Below are 21,313 nucleotides of genomic sequence, written 5' to 3'. Positions count from 1 at the left end.
AAGGTCTATATTGCTAATCTCCAGCGCAATACTTAATTTAAGTATCTGTATATCAAGGAATTATATTTTTTAAAGAAAATAGGAGTACTAAGGCCGAGCTCACTGACTAGCACAGTCACAGCAGTGGAAGCAACGGAAATGGGTGTGCGCAGCGCCGGGCGGGTTGGTAGCTAGAAGCCAGAAAACTGAGCGATGGAAAAAATCCCGTGTGCGCATTGGCAGGCAGTGAGTAAGCTGGCCAAACTCTATCAAAAGGATGTGCTCAGCGCACCGTTAGACCCCTATGACTGCCTGTTGCGGCGCGATCCGCTGCTGGAGAAGATCTTCGCGTTGGCCGACTACGGCGTTGCCATTTTCGACGCCAGCAAGGCCAGCTACATCTACATAAGCGAGAGTTTAGAACACATGCTGAGCTACCGCGCAGATGCCTTTCGGGCGGGTGGACTGGCCTTTGCCTTTTCCATCGTGCACCCCGACGATGTGCTGGCGGTCGTGCAGATTTTAGAGAAGGAGCTTGACTTTCTCCAGACCTTGCCCGTTGATCAACGCTTGGAACACCGCTCCAGCTACGACTACCGCTTTCGCCGGGCCGATGGCACCTACATTCGGGTATTGCAACGCAACACCGTGCTCGCTCTGGATGCCGATGGCCGTTTGCTGCACCGCCTGATCGTCCTGACCGATATCTCCCACCTGAAGAAAGACGACAGCCGCATCCTCAACCTGAATACCGAGCGCGATTTTGGTAATGCCTACACTTACAACACGGTCGAGCATACCATTGTCAAAGACAACTTTCCTAGTAAAAGGGAGTTGCAAGTTTTAAAGCTGTTGGGCGCTGGACGTACCAGCAAGCAAATTGCCACCGAACTAGCGATCAGCGTGCATACAGTGGAAACGCATCGGCGCAACATGCTGGCGAAAGCCAACGTGAAGGATACCTCCAAACTGGTGAGCCTGGCCTTGGCTTCCGGGCTAATCTGACCAGAAACAGATACCGAAAGGGTCCCTTGAACACACAAAACGCCTCCCGTTGCAGAGCAGCGGGAGGCGTTTTGTGTGTTGTCTCATACTAAATTGGTTTACAAGAGTTTATCAATCGATACAGGTAAGTCGCGGACGCGCTTGCCCGTAGCATGATACACGGCGTTAGTCACGGCGGCCGCCACCCCCAAGAAGCCGATTTCGCCGATTCCTTTCACGCCCAAGGGGTTCACGATGTCGTCGTGCTCTTCGACCAGCACCACGTCAATGTCGTGAATATCAGCCATTACCGGAATGTGGTATTCGGCGAAGTTGTGGTTCATGTAGCGGCCAATGTTGTGGTCCATTACCGACTCCTCCATCAGGGCCATGCTGATGCCCCAAACCACCGAGCCCAGCACTTGGCTGCGAGCGGTTTTGGGGTTGAGAATGCGGCCGGCGGCCACGGCGTTCACCACGCGGGTAACGTGCACGGTGCCAAGGTCCTCGTCGACTTTCACCTCCACAAAAACAGCGTTGTGCGAGTGCATCGAGTAAGGCATTTGCTTCACCTTGTTGGGCGCAGCGCTCGATTCCGCCTCTACTTTCGACTCGCCGCTGGTTTGCAGCACCTCGCGGATGTCCACCGTTTGGGTGATGTCGTCGTTGCGCCGAATCTGGCCGTCGACAAACTGAACGTCTTCAAAAGCAACGCCTTTCAACGGAGAGTCGTCCATTTTCTGGGCCAGCTTGAGGACCTTCTTAGCCACCTCGTCGCAGGTGGCTTTCACGGCGGAGCCCACGGAAGCCGCCGTCCAGGAGCCGCCCTGCACGGGCGCCGCCGGCAAGGTGGTGTCGCCCAGCACGAACGTAACCGCCTCCAGCGGTAGGCCCAGCGTTTCGGCCGCAATCTGGGTCATGATGGTGTAGGTGCCCGTGCCGATGTCGTTGCTGGCACTGCTCACCGTGAGGTGGCCGTCGGCGGTGAGGCTGGCTTTGGCAGCGGCTTTTTGCTGGCTGGCATCCCAGCAGCCACCGGCCATGCCGTAGCCAATCAGCAGGTTGCCTTCGCGCATAGAACGCGGCTCGGGCGTGCGCTTTTCCCAGCCAAATTTGGCCGCGCCCTGGTGGTAGCATTCGCGCAATTTCTTGCTGGAGAAGGGTTTGTCTTCGTTTTGGTCGCGCTCGGCGTAGTTGAGCAGGCGAAATTCTACCGGGTCGCGGCCGGCTTTGTACGCCAGCTCGTCGAGGGCACATTCGAGGGCAAAAAAGCCCGTGGCGGCCCCCGGCGCCCGCATATCGATGGGCGTGTACGCATCGATTTTGGCGAGCTCATAGTCGAGCTTCACGTTTTCGCACTGGTAGAGCAGTCCCGACCAGTTGACGACTACTTCGGTAAAGTCTTCAAAATGAGATGTTTCTGCAAGTGCCTTGTGCTGAATGGATTGCAGCGTGCCTTTGTCGTCGGCGGCTAGCTTGAGGGTTTGGAGCGTATGCGGCCGATGCCCAAAGCTGAACATCTGCTGGCGCGTGAGCGACACCCGCACCGAATGCTTCAGCTCCAACGCTGCTAACACGGCCATAAAGACTTGGTACTGAGGCCGCAGGCCCGAGCCAAACCCGCCGCCCGTATACTTCGAGATTACGCGTGCCTCGTCGGTGCTGAGCCCGAATATTTTGGTGAGGTACTGCTGCACGTTCATTGCCCCCTGAGTTTTGTCGAAGATCTTCATCTTCTTCCCGTCGCCCAGCCACTCAACCGTGGTGGCGAAGTTCTCCATGGGGTTGTTGTGCTGGGCCAGATGTATGTACTCGCCTTCGTGCTGGTGCGGGGCTTTCTGATATGCCTCCTCGGGGTTGCCGCGCGGCTTGGGCGGCGGCACAAAGCCGGTTTTGCCCTTGCCGGGTTCGTAGCCTTCGTCGCGCTTGGCTTCGAGGTTGGTAGAGTGCTCTTCGACCTCGTATTCTATCTCCAGAATAGAGGCCGCGTAGCGGGCCAGCTCAAAGGTTTCGGCCACCACCAAGGCCACGGGCTGCTGGCTGAACAGGATGTTGGGTTCGTGCAGAGGGCGAAACGGCGAGCCGCCGGGCGCTACATCATCCTTGTAATTTCGGTCGAACCAAGCCAGCGAGGGTACATTTTCGTGCGAAAAAACCTGAATGACGCCCGGCAAGTCGAGCACCGGCTGCGCATTGATTTTCGTGATTTTGCCCTTGGTAACGGGGCTGCTTACCACGTGGCCATAATACAGGTCGGGCACGTTGAACTCGGCGGCGTATTTGGCCGCGCCGGTTACTTTGGTGGGTCCGTCGACGCGGCTGGTGGGTTTGCCAATATAGCCGGTGCCCAGGTCGATAACGGGCGGATTTGAAATAGGATGGCTCATGGATTGGAATTCATAAATGCGTTATCATCAACCGGTTGCGACATTTCGGTGGCTTGCTTGAGCGCCCGCACAATGGCGCGCTTGGCCAGCTCAATCTTAAACGTGTTGGAGCCGTAGCCTTGAGCGCCTTCCAGGACCTTCGCCGCCGCTCGCGCAAATGTTTCTACCGTGGTGGGCTGGCCTTTCAGCAGGGCTTCGGCGGCGGTGTCGCGCCAGGGTTTGTGGGCTACCCCGCCCAGCGCCAAGCGAGCTTCCGTGATGGTATTGCCGTCCAGCTCCAAGGCCGCAGCGACCGATACCAGCGCAAACGCATAGCTCGTGCGGTCGCGGAGTTTCAGGTAGCTGAAATTTTTGGAAAAGCCGTTTTTGGGCAAATCAAGGCCCGTAATCAGCTCGCCTTTTTTCAGGTTGTTGTCGATGTCGGGCGTGTCGCCGGGCAGGCGGTGGAAATCGGCAAACGGAATGGTGCGCTCGCCCTCCGGGCCGCTCACGCGGACTACCGCTTCGAGGGCCGCCAAAGCCACACACATGTCGGAAGGGTGGGTGGCAATGCACGACTCACTCGTGCCCAAAATGGCATGAATGCGGTTGTAGCCATTAATGGCCGAGCAACCCGAGCCGGGCTCGCGTTTGTTGCAGGGCGTGGCCAAGTCATAGAAGTAATAGCAGCGCGTGCGCTGCATCAGGTTGCCGCCGTTAGTGGCCATGTTGCGCAACTGCGGCGAAGCGCCGGCCAAAATGGCCTGGCTGAGCAACGGGTAGCGTTTTTCTACTTCGGGGTGGTAGGCAGTGTCGGCGTTGGTAGCCAGGGCACCCAGCCGTAGGCCGCCTTCCGGAGTGTTGTCAATTGAGGCTAACGGCAGCTTTTTGAGCCCTACTAAGTGCGTAGGGCGCGCCACGTTTTCCTTCATCAAATCGATGAGGTTGGTGCCGCCGCCAATGTAAGCGGAGCCGTCGTGGGAGGTCTTTTCCTGCACGGCCGCCTCGACGCCCGTTGCTTGCGTGAAAGTAAAGCTGTTCATCGCGTACCGTTTTGAGCGTGAATCACTTCCTCTACGGCCGTGAGAATGTTGGAATAGGCGCCGCAGCGGCACAGGTTGCCGCTCATCAACTCCCGGATTTCCGCGGTGGTCTTGGCCCGGCCTTCGTTGATCAGCCCCTGGGCCGAGCAAATCTGGCCGGGGGTGCAGTAGCCGCATTGGAAGGCATCGTGGTCGATGAAGGCCTGCTGTAACGGGTGTAGATTTTCCTCCGTGCCCAGTCCCTCAATGGTCTGGATCTCGCAGCCCTCCTGCATCACCGCCAAACTGAGGCAGGAGTTGATGCGCTTGCCATCAACCAGCACCGTGCAGGCGCCGCACTGGCCGTGGTCGCAGCCTTTTTTGGTGCCCGTCAGGTCGAGGTATTCGCGCAGGGCATCGAGCAGGGTGGTCCACGGGGCGATGTGGAGGGTATGGTCCTGGCCGTTGACGTGCAGCGTCACGGGTTGGGCCGGGGCCACGGCCGCAACCGGCGGACTCAGCGGTTTTTGGATGTAGTGGGTACTCATACTTGCGTAGTTGATGAAGAAAAACAAGGGCAGCCCAGCGTTTTGGGTAGAAGCCTGAACTCGTAATGGACGGTTTGACCTCTGTTTACGGCGATTGGACTTGTTATATAAGTATTTGATTATCAATAATTTGCAAATATGCTTATCAACGCATTGTGTGATACGACGGCATGCCGCTGGCAGCTCCCGGCTGGGGAATAGGCATTAAGTGCGATCAGGAAAAGGGAAGAAACGTGCGCTGAATCTAGCTGCTGTCGCAGATGACCAACTCTCTACATCAAATCGCTCCGGAGCCCGACAGCAGCCAATCAGAACAATACGGGCTGCCGAAACGATAAGTTTTCTTCTGAACGGCTGACGGTCAAACTTGGCCGCTTCTTGATTAGCAGCGAGTCTGTCGCTCGTTTTGGCTGGGTTGGGCACCGCGCGAGGCTGCTTGGAGGCGAGCCTTGTTTTTTGTATCTTTTGTTAGCGGTAAGCTATTAAAAAGCTGGCAAGCAACACGTTGTGGCATCGGGTTCGTCACAGGTGGCGAGCACCAGATGCTGCCACGCGCGGCGGGCCTCCATACAATTGGGTCATGTCTACTTCGATGCTTTCCGGTGCTTTGTGGAAGTCCACAGTGTGCGTTGGCCTTTTATGGCTGGCCGTGAGTTGCAACAACCGGCAGCAACTTGCCCATACGCCCGTTCCGCCTGCGATGCAGCCTGCCAGCGTAACTCAGTGCGCGCCCTCTCTGACCGTGGACGCCGCTTGGTATGCCTCGGGTCAGCACGCGCCCAAGCTGCCGGGTCTGGCGGGCATTACCTTCCCCATTTCTTCGCAAAACCCAGCCGCTGTGGCGTATTTTCGGCAGGGTATGATGCTGGCTTATGGGTTTAACCACGCCGAAGCCGCGCGCTCGTTTTACGAGGCCACCCGCCAAGATTCGACCTGCGCCATGTGCTACTGGGGCTTTGCTTACGTGCTGGGCCCCAACTATAACGCTGGCATGGAGCCCGACAACTTCAGCCGCGCCTACCGCGCCGTGCAGACAGCCCAACGGCTGGCTGTCCGCGCTACGCCCCGGGAGCAGGCGGTGATTGCGGCCTTGGCCAAGCGGTATCCCGCGGCGCCCGTTACCGATCGGTCGGAATACGACCGGGCCTACGCGGCTGCCCTCAAAACTGTATACCAGCAATACCCCGACGACCCCGATATCGGGGCCATGTACGCCGAGGCCCTGATGGATTTGCACCCCTGGGACATCTGGCAGAAAAACGGGCAGGCGCAACCCTGGACGGCCGAAATCGTGGGCACGTTGGAGCAGGTAATCCGGCGAAGCCCCAATCATGCCGGGGCCAATCATTTTTACATTCATGCCACCGAGGCCTCGGCCCACCCCGAAGCGGCCGACAAAAGCGCGCAGCTCCTGACCACCCTGGTGCCGGGAGCGGGGCACTTATTGCACATGCCTTCACATACTTACATCCGGACCGGGGCGTACCACCAAGGCACCGTAGCCAACCAGCGGGCGCTGGAGGCCGATAGCAGCTACACGGCCGCCTGCCATGCCCAGGGTGCGTATCCGTTGGGGTATTATCCGCACAATTACCATTTCCTGACGGCTACGGCTACCCTGGAAGGCAACCGCAAACTGGCGCTGGAAGGCGCGGCCAAACTTGCGGCCTATGCCAACAAGCCGCTCATGCGCCATCCCATGCTGGGGCCTTCGCTTCAGCACTTCTACACCACGCCCTACAACGTGGCCGTAAAGTTTGGGCGCTGGGATGAGGTGTTGGCCATGAAAAACTTCGACACCACCATGGTGTACCCGGAGGCCATCCGGCACTATGCTCGGGGCATGGCCTGGGTCGGCAAAAAGAACCTCAGCAACGCGAAGCAGGAGCTGGCCAAGCTGCGCGTTCTGGGCCGTGATACTGCCCTGAAAGCCATTCTGTTCGGCATCAACCCGATGAACGCCCTGACGGAAATCGCCCAACGGGAGCTGGATGGGGCTATTTTATCTCAGGAAGGCAAGTATCCGCAAAGCATTGCCGTGCTACGCGAAGCCGCCGCTTTGGAAGACCAACTCAAATACAACGAGCCGCCCGACTGGTTTTTTTCGGTGCGGCACCAGTTGGGCGCCGTGCTGCTGGCGGCTAAGAAGTATAATGAAGCCGTGGAAGTGTACCAGCAGGACTTGGCGCGGCTGCCCCACAACGGCTGGGCGCTGTCGGGGCTTTACAAGGCGTATTTAGCGCTGGGCAACACGGCCAAAGCCCAGCAAACCAAGCGTGAACTAGATCAAGCCTGGCAGTGGGCTGATACTCAATTAGTTGCTTCGGTGGTCAAATAATGAAATACCTAGCCGCAAACACTGCCAGTGTTGATTGCATCGCAGCAGCCCAGCCGTCGGCCCAAGGCCTAAGTGCGCAATTCTCCAAACTAGATCAATGGAGATAGCCGTCTACCTCAATCGGGAGTGCGGACAGACAATCCATTGGATATAAGACCTTTGCTGGTGGCTATGGCAGGGAGCGTAGGTGTGGACAGCCTTGAAATGTTGCCGCCTAAGCGTTAGGCGGCGCTCCAGCCTCCGTCCAGCGGCATTGCGATGCCCGTGATTGTAGCCGCCTCATCAGAAGCCAGAAACAAGGCCGTTTGAGCAATCAGCTCGATGGGAATGAAGTCTTTGATGGCCTGCTTTTCCAGCATGACTTTCGCAATCACCTCTTCCTCCGATAGATGGTGCGCCTTGGCCTGATCCGCGATTTGCTTCTCCACCAACGGCGTCCGGACGTAGCCTGGGCAGATGGTATTGGCGGTAATGCCTAGCGGGGCTCCTTCCAGCGCCAGGGTTTTGGTAAAGCCCACAATGCCGTGTTTAGCAGCCACATAGGCGCTCTTGAAAGGCGACGCAAACAAGCCGTGGGCCGAGGCAATGTTGATGATGCGCCCGAAGCGCTGCTCCTTCATGGAGGGCCACGCCGCCTTGGTGATGTGAAAAGCCGCCGTCAGGTTGATGGCAATGATGGCATCCCACTTGTCTTCCGGAAACTCCTCGACGGGCGCAACGTGCTGAATGCCTGCGTTGTTGATGACTACCTGAAGGCTGCCAAACGTTGTCAGCGCCTCTGCTACCATGGTCCGGATGGCGGCGGGGTCCATCATGTTGGCGGGCGAAAACAAGTGCTTAACGCCGTGCTGCTGCGCCACTTGCTGGGCGATATCGGCGCCGTTGGGCTCCAACCCGTTGAAGACAATGTTGTAGCCTTTGGCCGCGAAAGCCTTGGCAATGCCTAATCCGATGCCGCTGGTGCTGCCGGTTATTAACGCCGTTTTAGTCATAAACAGATTGGTGAGCGTGCACTTGAGACGCGCGATGAAGGTCTTATTTTGAGTGCCGATGCCTAAGCGAGAAACTCCGTTATGGCCTGCACTATTTCCTGGGCACCTTGCCCGTAAAGCATCGTTTGGTGGTTGCCCCATACTTCGCGGTATTGGCCGTGCGGGAGCATGGCAACCGTTTCCTCCGCAAATTCCCTTGGTAGCAGGGGTGCACCGAGGGCGTAGTTTTGGGTGCCGTTGAGCAGCAGCGCCGGTTGCTGAACCGCTTGAATGTACTCGGTCCAGGGCTCCGCGAATACGCCTTGCGTGAGGCATTCGGCGATGTTTTCGGGCCGGGAGCGTGGCGTTACGGAGCCATCGGCATTCGTCTGAACATCGGCTTGGTAGTAGGCTTCCATGCTTTCGTCCCAGATGGTGAGGTAGGGCGCCTGCCGGGCCTGGGCCAAGTATTCGGCAAAGGAGGAAGTGGTTTTGCCCAGCCGGCCCATCGTCGGGACGAGCATCTCGCGGGTTTGCGGGTGCAGACGGGCAGCGGCATCGAGCAGTACCAGCTTGTCAACGCGGGCCGGGAAATGGTAGGCGAGATAAAGGCTCAGCAAGGCCCCGAAGGAATGCCCCACTAGCTCCGCTTTGTCTAGTTGCAGTGCATCGAGCAGCCCTATGATGTCTTGGGCGTGTTCGGCCATGCTGTAGCCGGTAGCCGGTTTGTCGCTCAGGCCGCGCCCCCGCAAGTCAACGGCAAGTATTCGCCGCGTCGTGGTTAAGCCTGCCTGAATTAAGCCCTCAAAGGCATAGGCATTGGCCGTGAGGCCGTGCAGCAGCACCAGCGGCGGCTCCGGACCCGGATAGTCGAGGTAGTGCAGGCGGATGCCGTTGGTGTGCAGAAACTGGGATTTCATGGGCAAATAGTGGAAAACCAACACTTAGGGTGGAAAGTGGTATGCGGAAAATTCACCCCAGCGCACGGCCAAATTTTAGGGCCAGGAAGGCCTGTAGCAGCTGCTTTTAGCGGTGAAGGTTGGGATAATAATACGGGTTGCCAGGAAGATGAAGATGCGTTTTTCTCAAGCAGATTCGGCTGCGCTGCGAAAGTCAAGGGAAGTTTTAATTGTGATAAGTATTTGATATACAAATAGTTGTGAATACGGGCTTTGCTTCGTCTGCTTTAAGTCCACCCGCAGTTTATTTTTCGGCCTGAGCAGAGCCGTAACGGCCCGGGTACTTTCAGGTGGACTATCAATGCCACCATGCAAAGACTTCAAGATAAAGTCGTGATTATCACCGGCGGGGCCAGCGGAATTGGCCGGGCCGCCAGCCTTCGGTTTGCGGGGGAGGGGGCCACCGTCGTCATCTGGGACGTGAATGCGGAAAAGGCCGAAAGCACCCGCGTCGAAATCGAGGCTCAGGGTGGCAAGGCCGAAGTTGCGATAGTCGATACCACCAACGCCGAGCAAGTAGAAGCCGCCGCCCAAGCGGCGCAGCAGCAATTTGGGCGCCTCGACGTGCTCATCAACAACGCGGGCATCACGTGGGATTCGACCCTGAAGAAGATGACCTTGCAGCAATGGCAGCAGGTGCTAGACGTGAACCTGACCGGCGTGTTTAATTGCACCAAAGCCGTGGCGCCTTTCATGGAAGCCCAACAGTCGGGGCGCATCATCAATACGGCCTCGGTGGTGGGGCTCTACGGCAACTTTGGGCAAGCCAATTATGCGGCCACCAAAGCCGGGCTGATCGGGCTGACCAAAACGCTGGCCAAGGAACTAGGTAAGTACAACATCACCGTCAATGCCGTGGCGCCGGGCTTTGTGGCCACGGAAATGATCGGGACCATCCCCGAAAAAGTCATCGATAGGATGAAAGAACGCACACCGCTTCGGCGGCTGGGCAAGCCCGAAGACATCGCCAATGCTTACCTGTTTCTGGCGTCGGAAGAAGCCAGTTTCGTGAGCGGTGCGGTGCTGAGTGTCGACGGAGCCGTTACGATTTAAGGGTATGGCCAGAAAAGCACTCATCGCCAGCACCGGCTCCTACGCCCCATCCAGAGTGGTTTCCAACGCCGATCTGAGCAACCTGCTGGGCGAAGACGTGGACGCCTGGCTACAGGAAAACCTCAGCATCAAGAGCCGGCGGTGGTGCAGCGACTCCGAATCCGTGGCGGATTTGTGCGAGCGGGCAGCGCGGGTGGCCCTGGAAAGGGCGGAAGTAAAGGCCGATGAGCTGGACCTCATCATTGTTGCCACCGACACTCCCGAATACATTTCTCCGTCGACTTCGTCCATTTTGCAGCATCGCTTGGGCGCAACCAAGGCAGGCACCTTCGACCTGAATTCGGCCTGCGCTGGCTTCGTGACGGCGCTGGACGTGGCAGCCAAATACATCATGGCCGACCCGCGCTACAAGCAGGTATTGGTTATCGGCGGGTACGCCATGAGCAAGTACCTGGATTTGGAGGATAAAAAAACCGTCACCCTGTTTGCCGACGGCGCCGGGGCCGTGCTGCTTACGGCGGCCGAGGGCGGCGAGCGGGGCTTTCTGACCAGCCTCCTGCACACCGAAGGGCAATACCATTCGTGGATGGGCATTTATGCCGGGGCCACGCACCAGCCGCTCACGGCGGAAGTGCTCGAAAAGAAAGACCACAAGCTCAAGTTTGTGCAGCGCTTCCCGAAAGAAATCAACCCCGATGTCTGGACCCGGATGGCCACGGAAATGGCCCTCGCTATCGGCGTGTCGCCGGTCGAGGTTGACCACTACGTGATGACCCAACTCAACATCAACGCCATCCACGAAACCCTCGATCGGTTGGGCGTTGATCGTTGCCGGGCGCCCGTGATTATGGAGCGCTTCGGCTACACCGGCTCGGCGGCCATCCCGATGGCGCTCGACGATGCTGTCAGCAAAGGCAAAATCAAGAAAAACGACCTGCTCTTTCTGATCGGTTCGGGTGGCGGTCTGGCCTTCGCCGGTGCGGCATTTCGATTTTAGGTAAGTACCTAATAATTAATAACTTATATAGTAACGATTTAGGGAGACGATACTTCGCGTCTGTCGTTGCTGATGTCGTTTGTGGCGAACAGCCAATTTAGCAGTCGTTCAATCAAACAACGTCAGACGCGAAGTGTCGCGTCTCTACAGCGTTCTCACCTGACCCACGCACCCACCATGAATGGAATAGCCTCTTCTCAGACCATCACAGCGACCGCGATCCTGCTGTTGGTATATGCCGGGCTGACGTTGTTTTTCGTTGTGCGCGGAGCGCGCCGCACGGGCAGCATGGCGGATTATGCCGTGGGGTCCGTCAACTTTTCGCCCGTGGCGGTGGGGTTGTCGCTGGCGGCTTCCATGACCAGCGCGGCCACGTTTATCATCAACCCCGGCTTCGTGGCGCTCTACGGACTCAGCGGCGTGCTGTCGTTCGGAATCGTGATGCCGCTGGCCGCTTTTGTCTCACTGATTGTGCTCACCAAAGGCTTCCGCAAGCACGGCCAGACCGTCAAAGCCCTTACCATGGCACAATGGATGGGTTCGCGCTACCAAAGCCCTTTCCTGACGCGGTATTTCGCGGTGCTGTCGCTGTTGCTGATCACCTTCATCGTCCTGATTTGCGTGGGCATTACCCGCGTGCTAAGTCAGGCCCTGGATGTGCAGCCGGTGTACGTGCTGGTGGGCCTGGTGGTGTTTGTGTTTGGCTACATGATGTTTGGCGGAGCCAACTCGATGGTCTATACCAACACGTTGCAAGTAGGCTTGAAGCTAGTGGTGGCGGTCGTGTTGTTAGGTTCCGGCTACCGGCATTTTAGCGAGGGCGTGCACGGTTTTCTGGCGAAACTGTCGGCCATTGATCCGGCGCTGGTACATTCCGTCAACCCGCAGAGCTACTTTTTCCGCGATTACTTCGAGATCATCTTCTGCCAGATCATCGTGGGCATAGCCATTGTGTGCCAACCTCATACCATCACCAAATCTCTGCTGCTCAAAAGCGACAAGGACGTGAACCGCTACCTGCTGACGGCCGTGGTGGTGCTCACGCTGTTTTTTATGGTGGTTTTCACGGGCCTGTACGCCCGCCTGGCTTTCCCCAACCTGATGGTAAATGGCCAAGCCCTCAAGATGGACGCCATTATTCCGGCCTACGTGCTGAGCGAATTTCCCGTGTACCTCACTTTGCTCGTGGTTTTGGGCTTGGCGGCCTCGGGTATTTCGACGCTCGAAGGCCTGATCCAATCGCTGTCCACTACCATCACTGCCGACCTCATCCGGCCCGCCGTCGGCGAGAAGTTCTTCAGCGGCCAAACCGGCCACCGGCGCGAAATCATCATCAACCGCTCCGTGATTGTGCTGCTGGCGGTGGTTTCTATCTTGTTGTCTTACAATCAGATAACGCATCCTAATCTGAGCGTGGCGGTATTCGCTCAGAATGGCGTGTATGCTTATTTCGCCGCGGCTTTCATCCCGGTTTTCTTCGGGATTCTTTTCAAAGATGCGCCGCGCATGGCCGTGGTGGCGGCTTCCATCGTGGCGATAGGGGTGCACTTCACGGTGTATTACGCCGAGCTGACGCCCTACATGCACGCCCCGGTGAAAAACCCCGGCGTCCCGGCTGCGCTGGCTATTCTGTCGTCGGCTTTGGTGGGGTCGGTGCTCTTCATTATCCTGCGGAGGAACAAGCAAAACGAGCCGGTCTACTCCGGGCGCTCACCCTCCGCCATGCATGCGTTGGCCGATGATCGCATGCCGTAAAGGTAAGTTGGCTGGAAAGCATGGATCATGTATAAATTTGATAATCAATAACTTGTAAATAAGCTGCTTTGAGTCCTATGTACACCAAAGATTGGATAGCAAAGTGGGCGGTTTACTCTCCGGCGAAAGTGGCGCTCAAGGAGCTCGATACCGGCCGCACACTCACCTACGCCGAGCTGAACCATGAGGCCAACCACCTGGCCGCCGAACTAACTCAGCGCCAAGGCATTCGCAAAGGCGACCGGGTGATGGTCATTGCGGAGTACTCGCTGGAATACGTGGCGCTGTTCGTGGCCGCCCAGAAAACGGGCTTCATTCTGGTGCCCGTCAATTACCGCTTGGCGGTGACAGAAATCGACTACCTGGTCGGCAATTGCCAGCCTCGTTTGCTGTTGTACGAAGAGCAGTTTCAGGAGAAAGCGTTGCAGCTCAGCAGGCTGCCGGAGATCGAGCAGGTGTGGCCGCTTCAGCGGCTGAACGACTTGTGCCATGAGGCCCTCGAACAGTATTCCGAGCTAGGTTTTGACGCGCAGGAAATAGCCGAGGACGACCCGATTTTCATCCTCTACACTTCGGGCACCACCGGCTTTCCCAAGGGCGCATTGTATACCCACAAAATGCTGCTTTGGAACAGCCTCAACACCACGATGAGTCTGGCCCTGACGCCCGCCGACAGCACCATTGTCTGCACGCCGCCTTTCCATACCGGCGGCTGGAACGTGCTGCTCACGCCCTTGCTGCATCGGGGCGGCACGGTGGGGTTTGTGAAGAAATTTCAGCCCGACCGCCTGCTCCAACTCCTGGCCCAGGAGCGCACCGACCTCTTTATGGGCGTGCCGACCATGCTGAAAATGATGATGGACAGCCCTGAGTTTGCCACCGCCGATCTGAGTGCGCTGCGCTACATCATTGTGGGCGGCGAGGCATTGCCTTTGACAGTGATTCAGGCGTGGCACTGGCGCGGCATCAAGATTCGGCAAGGGTTCGGGCTCACGGAAGTTGGCCCCAATCTTTTCTCGCTGCACCAAGACGATGCCGAGCAGAAAATCGGCTCCATTGGGCGGCCCAATTTCTATGTCGATATCAAGCTCATCGACGAGGAAGGCCAGGAAGTAGCACCCGGCGAGGTAGGGGAGTTGTGCCTGCGCGGCCCCAACGTAATGCCCGGCTACTGGAACGACCCTGAGGCCACCGCCAAAGCCCTGCTCAACGGCTGGTTTCGTACCGGCGACCTGCTTCGGGCCGACGCTGAAGGCTACCTCTACGTCATGGACCGCATCAAGAACATGTACATCTCCGGCGGCGAAAATGTGTACCCGGCTGAGATAGAGCGCTTTCTGCTGACGTTTCCCGGCGTGTCAGAAGCAGCCGTGATTGGGGTGCCCGATGAGAAGTGGGGAGAGGTCGGCAAGGCCTTCATCGTGACCAAAGGCATCGAGGTATCGGCAGAGGCCGTGCAGAGCTATTGCTGCGCCAATCTGGCCCGGTTCAAAGTCCCGAAATATGTGGAATTGGTGGCCGAATTGCCCAAAAGCGACACCGGCAAAATCAATAAAAAGGTGTTGAAAGCAAGCGTATGAAAAAGACCCTGCTCCTCAACCGATTTCTGTTTGCCGTTGCCATTGTCCTCTTAGCCAGCTACAAAGCCATGAGTTTCCAGACGGAAGAAGTGCCCATGCGCAAGGTGATCGGGTCCTACGGGCTGCCTGAACACACCCTGACCCTCGCCAACTCGATGGAAGTGGCTTATGTAGATGCCGGCAAAGGGCCCCATACGCTCATTTTCATTCACGGGCTATCGAGCTACGTGCGGGCTTGGGAACGCACCATTCCTGAGCTGAGCAAGTCGGCGCGGTGCATTGCCCTGGACTTGCCGGGCTATGGCAAATCGTCGAAAGGCGCGTACCCCGGCACCATGGATTTCTATGCGGATGTCGTGCTCCAACTCATCCACCAACTGCACCTCAAAAACGTGGTCTTGGTGGGACACTCTATGGGCGGACAAATTGCCCTGACCGCGGCCCTGAAGTCACCGGCTGACGTCCGAAAACTGGTGCTGGTGTCGCCGGCCGGCTTCGAGACGTTTACCGAGCCGGAAAAGCAGCAGTTGCGCAACTTCTACACCGTGTCGTCGATCGAGAAAACGCCTGAGGCTCAGGTGCGCATGAACTTCAAATACAACTTCTACGCGATGCCAACCGACGTAGAGCTGTGGATCAAGGAGCGCCTGGCCATGATGGCCTGCGACGATTTTAAGCAGTATGCCCAAACGGTGGTCAACAGCATGTCCGGCATGCTCGATGGCCCCGTTTTCGACCGGCTCAGCCAGGTACAGCAACCCACGCTGGTAGTGTTCGGTGCCGAAGATTTTCTGATTCCCAACCGGGCACTGCATCCTACGCTCACTACCGCAATGGTAGCGGCCGCCGGAGTTGGCAAACTACCCCACGCCGAGCAGGTATTGTTGCCGCAAGCCGGGCACTTTGCGCACTATGAAAAAGCGCCGGAGTTCAACCAAAAAGTGCGCGAGTTTATCAGATAATGAGGTTAGACACGGGGCTGTAATCTTCATGCTAATAGGAAAAAGCATAGCCAAACGGCTATGCTTTTTTTCTAACTTGGGAAGGCATCAAACTAGGATTATGCCCTTTATTCCAACCCCGGTATCATGAAAAAGAAGCTCGGAAAATTCGGGGATTTTGCGGGCGATATTCTGCCGCATGAAATCGCATATCTGATTCAGGTGCAGCAGTTTCAGGACGCTCAAAATTTGGAGATCCTGCAAACGATTGAATACAACTGCCACCATCCGCGCACGCCCGTAGCGTTCCGTGCTGGCATCGACAAGCGCAAGTATTCCAACCTGAAACAATGGATCGGGCAGCGCCTCGACAGCATCGACGTGGACAAGCACCTGGTGTATCTCAACGAGATGGATCAGAAGATCATGACCGATTCCATTTCGCCCGTTGAGGAAAAGGTGCTTTTGCAGGCCATTGCCCGCTACCACAAGCCCGATTTCTACTTCATGAAGTTCTATGAGCTCACGCTCAGCTACCGGCACTTCCTGCTTATTCGGATGCGCTACAAAGACCATCAGACAGTAACCAACTTCATTGAGCAGCAGCGCCTGAACTACGCCAAGAGCAAGGAAATCAACCAGAAGCTGCACGACGCAACGGTAGACATCATCAGCCAATACGCCCAGAACACCACCGAAAGCCGCCAGTGGGAGCAATGGCTGCTCGATACGTTTTACGACGAAACCCTCGACGGCCTGAACCGCTATTTCGCCGTGGTGCGGCTTACGTTTTTGTACTTCAACTACTCGCTCTTCGACAAGCTCAAGGAGGTGTACAATGCCCTCGACGAAATGCTTAAGCAGGGGGCTTTCTATTCGCGGCGCATTCTCTTTAATTATTACGCCAACTGCGTGTTGCTGCACTCCAAGTTCGACGTGTTGCAGCAGGCCGAAGAATACGGCTATCTGTCTATCAAACAGAAGAATACCGATCATCTGTCTTACCTCAATAATTACAGCGCGATCCTGTTGCGGCAGGGCAAAATCCACGAAGCGTTGGCCTTGATGAAGCAGTCGTTTTCTTCGCTGCGGCACACCAACAACCTGCGGAATAAAATCGGGTTTATGGCCTTTTACATCAAATGCCTGAACCTGAACGGGCAGCCCGCCGACGGCGAAAAAATGGCCGACAGCTTCCTGCGCGACAACTGCAAGGAGCTGCTCGCCGACCGCTGGCACATCTTTTTCGTGGCCTACTTTCAGGCCTTGGTGATGCAGGAAAAATACGATAAGCTGCTGAAAGCCTGCCGGAAGCACCACCTGCTGCAAAAGGAGGCCCAGTACCGCTCGCGGCCCAATTATCTGCCCACGTTGCAGTGGTATTACCACCTGAGCCAATACGTGGAAAACGAAATCGGCGACGACCAGCTCGTGGAGTTGATGGTGAGCTCCGGCCGGCCCCATTTCGGCAACCCGCACAAGGAAAAGCTGCTTCTGGACTTGCTAAACGAGGTCAAATCGCTCATTCCGCATTTGTGCGGACGAATAAAGTCAATGCTTTGTGAAGTTAATATAAGTACTTGATATATAGATACTTATATGCAAGTTGAGTAGCGGGAGCCGGTTAAGTCCACCTTTCTTTTTTGAGGGCTGGAAATGCACTCGGTTGGGGGTGTCTGTAGATTCATCCATTCCCTCCCAAAAACCGACCTGTATGGCTACCAGACTTTTACTAATCCTCCTTTTTGCGACCAACACGCTGCTGGCGCTTGCCCAAAGCGGCGGGATCCGCGGCCGGATTACCGATGCGGCCACTGGCGAATCGCTGGCTGGGGTAAACGTGATCTTATCGGGCACCAACCGCGGCACGGCCACCGGTTCGGGAGGCGAATTTGAGCTGACCGGACTGGCGCCGGGGTCCCACAACATCCGGTTTTCCTTCATCGGCTATCAGGCTCCGGCCCAAACAGTTACGGTCGGCAACGACATCGTGGACCTGGGCACCATCCCCTTGCAGCAAAGCGCCGTGATGGCGGGTGAAGTGGTGGTTTCGGCTTCGCGGCGGCCCGAAAAGCTGACCGAGGCTCCGGCTACCATCAGCGTGATTAACTCGCGCAATATCAACGAGTTGCCCTCTTTCAACGTGGGTGAGCTCATTGCCCGGCAAAAAGGCGTCGACTACATCCGGACCGGCGTGCTGGGTACGGGCCTGAACGTGCGCGGCTTCAACAGCGCGTTCAACCCCAAAAACCTGCAAATGAACGACGCCCGCCTCTCGACGCTCATCGCGACGGGCCTGCCCCTGGGGCCGCTCACGAGCGTGGTGAAAGAGGACATTGAGCGCATCGAAATCATTCTGGGGCCTTCGGCGGCGCTTTATGGCCCCAATGCGCACAACGGCTTGGTGAACACGATCAGCAAAGATCCGCGCACCTCACAGGGCACGACGGTGGCGTTGGGCCTGGGCAACCAGCGCGTGTTCTCGGCGCGGTTTCGGCATGCCCAAGTGCTGAGCCCGAAGTGGGCATTCAAGGTCACGGGCGAATACACGAGAGGCCAGGATTTCAAGTACGTAGACACGGTTTACTACACCAACACCGCCTTCAAGCCCGCCAAATTTCACGCCGCCCCGGAGATTGATCTGAACCGCAATTTCAACTCCCTGCACGGCGAGGCGGCGGTGTATTACAGCCTCAATGAGAAGTCGGACGTGATTGTGTCGTACGGCGGCAACCAGTCGAATTTCCTGGCTCAAACCAATGCGGGCCGCAACCAGATCAAAGATTGGCAGGTGCATTATTTGCACGCCCGCTACGTGTCGCCGCGGGTGTTTGCCCAGGTTTATCACACCTGGAGCAACACCGACAACACCTACGCCATCAACCAGCGCACGCAGAACTACCTGAGCTTCAAGGATGCCGGGTTCAGCGAAGAAGAAGCTCGCCGCCGCTCCTACGAAGAGCAATGGTTTGGCACCACTACCACGTCAGGTGTTGCGCTGAAGCGCGGCGCAGTGTTTAAAGACAACTCACGCCGCCTCAACGCCGAGATTCAGTACAACAACTCATGGCAGGGCTTTGACGTGATTGTGGGCTCGCAGTATCAGCGCGATATGGCCAATAGCCGTCATTCGTATCTGTTTGATAGTCAAGGCAATATAATTATCAACCAGATCGGCGTGTATGCTCAGGTTGAAAAGAAAATTTTTGGCGACGTGAAAGCCATTGCAGCGGCCCGCGCCGACAAGCACGAGCTGTACGGCTTCAACTTCATTCCGAAAGCCGGGTTGGTGTGGAACAAAAACGAGCAGTCGGTGCGCCTGACTTACGGCAAAGGCATTGCGGCGCCCACCATTCTTAACCTCGACGGCTATCTGTTTGGGGGTCTGCTGATTGGCAACGGCGAAGGCTACACGCTCAGCGACGGCACCAAGATCGACAAGCTGCAAGTCGAAACCATTAACTCGGTGGAAGTGGGCTACAAAGGCAAAATCACGCCTAAGTTTTACTTCGACGCCAACGCGTACTACAACACCTCCGAAAACTTCCTGAGCCCGGCCATCAACATCGCTACCCAAGGCCGAAAAGTGACCCAGCGCGGCAATACGCCCCTTTCGGAGGTGGTACCCGGCACGCCCGAATCAGGCGCTGCCACGTTGCTGACCTACGTGAACTTTGGCAAGGTAAACACCTACGGCGCCGACTTTGGGGCGACGTATTACCTGACCAACGCTTTCAACTTAGTGCTGAACTACTCTTATTTCGGTTACGATCTTGATAAGAACGACAAGCGCAACGACGGCAACAAGGATGGTAAAGTGCAGACTCAGATCGACTTACCCATCAACACCCCGTCGAACAAAGCCAGCTTCGCCGTGAATTACAGCGGCAAGAAGTTCTTCGGGTCGGTGTTTACGCGCTGGGTGCAGGAGTATGATTTCTTTTCGGGCATCAACGTTGCCGCGGCGGCCAACACGGAGCTGGGCATCAAGGAAAACGCTCGCTACGGCCGCACCTGGAACTACGGCCCGCTCGGCGGCTTCACCAACGTAGACGTGAGCGCGGGTTACCACGTCAACAGCTACCTCACGGCTTCGGCGCAGGTCGTCAACCTGTTCGATTCGAAGGTGCGCGAATTTGTCGCCTCGCCGTTCATCGGCCGCCTGTATTCGGTGGAACTGAAAGTGAACTTGCCTGCCATTCACAAGCAGTAATCTTCGTTGCTGAGCATACAAAAAGAGGCCATGACGCACCGTCATGGCCTCTTTTGTGCGTTTGGATTACTTGGGTTTAACGCTCTCCGCGGCAAGTTTTTGATAATACGGCGGTTTGTCCGCGCGCGGTTTTTGATGGGCACTTATGGTGGCAGAAGTACCCAAAGTTCCTCTGATGATCTGCACCAAGCCCGTGGGGTACACGCCAAGCAGAATCAGGAGCAGGGCCAGACCTACCATCGTGCCCATGCTGGTCAGGTAAACGGGGTGGGCCAAGATGGGCTGCGGCTCACTCGCGGTTTCCGTTTCGGGCTGCTGAAACATGACGGCGATGATCTGGATGTAGTAATACAGGCCGATTACGCTGTTGACGACCAAGATTACGACTGGCAGCCAAAGCTGACTGTTGATGCCGGCCGCCAGCACGTAGAATTTGCCCACAAAACCCGCCGTGAGCGGAATGCCAGCCAGCGAAAGCAGCATCGCCGTAAAGATGGCCGCAATCCAGGGGCGACGCCAGAGCAAGCCGCGGTAGTCGGAGAGCAGCTCCGCATCGCGCTCAGAATCAGAGAGAACGACAATGACGCCGAACGCGCCCACGCTGGTGATGAAGTAAGCCGCCAGGTAAAACGTGACCGCTTCCACGCCCAGTTGGTCGCCGGCCAGAAAGGCCACCAGCAGGTAGCCCAGGTGCGCAATGGATGAGTAAGCCAGAATGCGCTTGACGTTTTGTTGACGCAGAGCCAGCAGGTTGCCGGCAAACATGGAAGCAATGGCGATTACGGTGAAAATCAGCACCAAAGCTGGGTAACGGTAGCCGTCGGCCTGCATAAAAAACCGAATCAGCAGGCCCAGCATGCCGCCCTTCGACACGGTGGCAATGAACGCCGTGACCGGCGCGGGCGCCCCTTCGTACACGTCGGGCGTCCACATATGAAACGGCACAACGCCCAGCTTAAAGCCAACGCCAATAATCATCATGCCGAGGCCCGTTAGCAGCAAAACCGGCAGTTTCGGCACGTTTGCCAAGAACTCCGCAAGGCCCGCAAACGCCATCGTGCCGGTGCTGGCGTACACCAGCGCCATGCCGAACAGCAGGAACGCCGAGGAGAACGCCGCCAGAATCAGGTACTTCACGCCGGCTTCGTCGGAGCGCTCGCGGGTGCGTAGGTAAGCGATCAGGCCATAGAGCGACACGCTCAGAATTTCCAGCCCCAAGAACAAGCCCACAAAATGTTGGCTAATCACCAATACGCACGCGCCTAACGTGCTCAATATCAATAAGATATAATACTCTTCTTTTCGCTCTTCCCGCTGCTCAAAGTAAGTATAGGACAACACGCTGATTACCAACGCAGTAAGCAAAATCAGCCCCAAGTACAGCAAGGCAAAGCCATCGATCACGAACAGCGGCCGGATGAGGTAATGGGTAACCGAGCGGAGCCAGAACAGCGAAGCGAAAGCACCGGCCAGCGCCAGCACCGTCACCCCGTAAATAATCCGGTGGTTCCGCCGCACGGCGATGATGAGCATGATCACCAGCGTGGCCAAAGTCAGGATGAGCAGCGGCAGCAGATGGAAGAAATCGTTCTGGCTCATAATCAGCT

15 protein-coding genes are annotated in these 21,313 nt (G+C 57.0%); 9 read left to right on the top strand and 6 right to left on the bottom strand.

Going from position 1 to position 21,313, the window contains the following annotated elements:
• Window positions 1-192: 192 nt before the first annotated feature.
• Window positions 193-984 carry a helix-turn-helix transcriptional regulator gene (locus FHG12_RS01105; protein WP_139513756.1) on the top strand — a complete coding sequence of 264 codons (792 nt, stop codon included), beginning with the start codon at window positions 193-195 and terminating at the stop codon, window positions 982-984.
• Between the two features lie 98 nt (window positions 985-1,082).
• Here FHG12_RS01105 and FHG12_RS01100 read toward each other — a convergent pair whose 3' ends face one another.
• Genes FHG12_RS01100 through FHG12_RS01090 form a run of 3 tightly spaced genes read right to left on the bottom strand, consistent with a single transcriptional unit; the run spans window position 1,083 to window position 4,899 of the window.
• Window positions 1,083-3,350, bottom strand: a complete 2,268-nt coding sequence (locus FHG12_RS01100) for a xanthine dehydrogenase family protein molybdopterin-binding subunit (protein WP_139513755.1) — start codon at window positions 3,348-3,350, stop codon at window positions 1,083-1,085.
• Window positions 3,347-4,372 (bottom strand): FAD binding domain-containing protein, encoded by a 1,026-nt coding sequence (locus FHG12_RS01095; protein WP_139513753.1) that lies wholly within the window; start codon window positions 4,370-4,372, stop codon window positions 3,347-3,349. The genes FHG12_RS01100 and FHG12_RS01095 overlap by 4 nt, the downstream gene beginning before the upstream one ends.
• Complete coding sequence (locus tag FHG12_RS01090) at window positions 4,369-4,899, bottom strand: (2Fe-2S)-binding protein (protein WP_139513751.1); 531 nt, start codon at window positions 4,897-4,899, stop codon at window positions 4,369-4,371. The genes FHG12_RS01095 and FHG12_RS01090 overlap by 4 nt, the downstream gene beginning before the upstream one ends.
• A gap of 580 nt (window positions 4,900-5,479) precedes the next feature.
• On the opposite strand from FHG12_RS01090, the gene FHG12_RS01085 reads away from it, so the two are divergent.
• The gene (locus FHG12_RS01085; RefSeq protein ID WP_230471244.1) at window positions 5,480-7,237 is read left to right on the top strand and encodes a tetratricopeptide repeat protein; all 1,758 of its coding nucleotides are present in this window, start codon (window positions 5,480-5,482) and stop codon (window positions 7,235-7,237) included.
• A 221-nt stretch (window positions 7,238-7,458) separates the two neighbouring features.
• Here FHG12_RS01085 and FHG12_RS01080 read toward each other — a convergent pair whose 3' ends face one another.
• Window positions 7,459-8,229, bottom strand: a complete 771-nt coding sequence (locus FHG12_RS01080; RefSeq protein ID WP_139513749.1) for a 3-hydroxybutyrate dehydrogenase — start codon at window positions 8,227-8,229, stop codon at window positions 7,459-7,461.
• A 62-nt stretch (window positions 8,230-8,291) separates the two neighbouring features.
• Window positions 8,292-9,128, bottom strand: coding sequence for an alpha/beta fold hydrolase (locus FHG12_RS01075; protein WP_139513748.1), 837 nt, complete (start codon window positions 9,126-9,128; stop codon window positions 8,292-8,294).
• 348 nt (window positions 9,129-9,476) lie between these two features.
• Here FHG12_RS01075 and fabG point away from each other — a divergent pair, with 348 nt between their 5' ends.
• From fabG to FHG12_RS01040, 7 genes are all read left to right on the top strand, one after another.
• Window positions 9,477-10,220 (top strand): 3-oxoacyl-ACP reductase FabG, encoded by a 744-nt coding sequence (gene fabG, locus FHG12_RS01070; protein ID WP_139513746.1) that lies wholly within the window; start codon window positions 9,477-9,479, stop codon window positions 10,218-10,220.
• A 4-nt stretch (window positions 10,221-10,224) separates the two neighbouring features.
• Window positions 10,225-11,217: a 3-oxoacyl-ACP synthase III family protein gene (locus tag FHG12_RS01065; RefSeq protein ID WP_139513744.1), complete on the top strand. Its 993-nt coding sequence runs from the start codon at window positions 10,225-10,227 to the stop codon at window positions 11,215-11,217.
• 177 nt (window positions 11,218-11,394) lie between these two features.
• Window positions 11,395-12,972: a sodium:solute symporter family transporter gene (locus FHG12_RS01060; protein WP_139513742.1), complete on the top strand. Its 1,578-nt coding sequence runs from the start codon at window positions 11,395-11,397 to the stop codon at window positions 12,970-12,972.
• 77 nt (window positions 12,973-13,049) lie between these two features.
• Complete coding sequence (locus FHG12_RS01055; RefSeq protein WP_139513740.1) at window positions 13,050-14,552, top strand: acyl-CoA synthetase; 1,503 nt, start codon at window positions 13,050-13,052, stop codon at window positions 14,550-14,552.
• Entirely contained in the window at window positions 14,549-15,514 is a 966-nt protein-coding gene (locus FHG12_RS01050; protein WP_139513738.1) for an alpha/beta fold hydrolase, read from the top strand. The genes FHG12_RS01055 and FHG12_RS01050 overlap by 4 nt, the downstream gene beginning before the upstream one ends.
• 126 nt (window positions 15,515-15,640) lie before the next feature.
• Complete coding sequence (locus FHG12_RS01045; protein WP_139513737.1) at window positions 15,641-17,077, top strand: hypothetical protein; 1,437 nt, start codon at window positions 15,641-15,643, stop codon at window positions 17,075-17,077.
• 130 nt (window positions 17,078-17,207) lie between these two features.
• A complete protein-coding gene (locus tag FHG12_RS01040) occupies window positions 17,208-19,706 on the top strand; it encodes a TonB-dependent receptor (protein WP_139513735.1) in 2,499 nt (832 codons plus the stop codon).
• 66 nt (window positions 19,707-19,772) lie between these two features.
• Here the strand turns inward: FHG12_RS01040 and FHG12_RS01035 are convergent, their stop codons facing one another.
• Window positions 19,773-21,305 (bottom strand): NADH-quinone oxidoreductase subunit N, encoded by a 1,533-nt coding sequence (locus FHG12_RS01035; protein ID WP_139513733.1) that lies wholly within the window; start codon window positions 21,303-21,305, stop codon window positions 19,773-19,775.
• Window positions 21,306-21,313 lie beyond the last annotated feature (8 nt).

The organism is Hymenobacter jejuensis (assembly GCF_006337165.1).
Lineage (GTDB): Bacteria > Bacteroidota > Bacteroidia > Cytophagales > Hymenobacteraceae > Hymenobacter > Hymenobacter jejuensis.
This window is presented reverse-complemented; position numbering and strand designations above follow the sequence as displayed.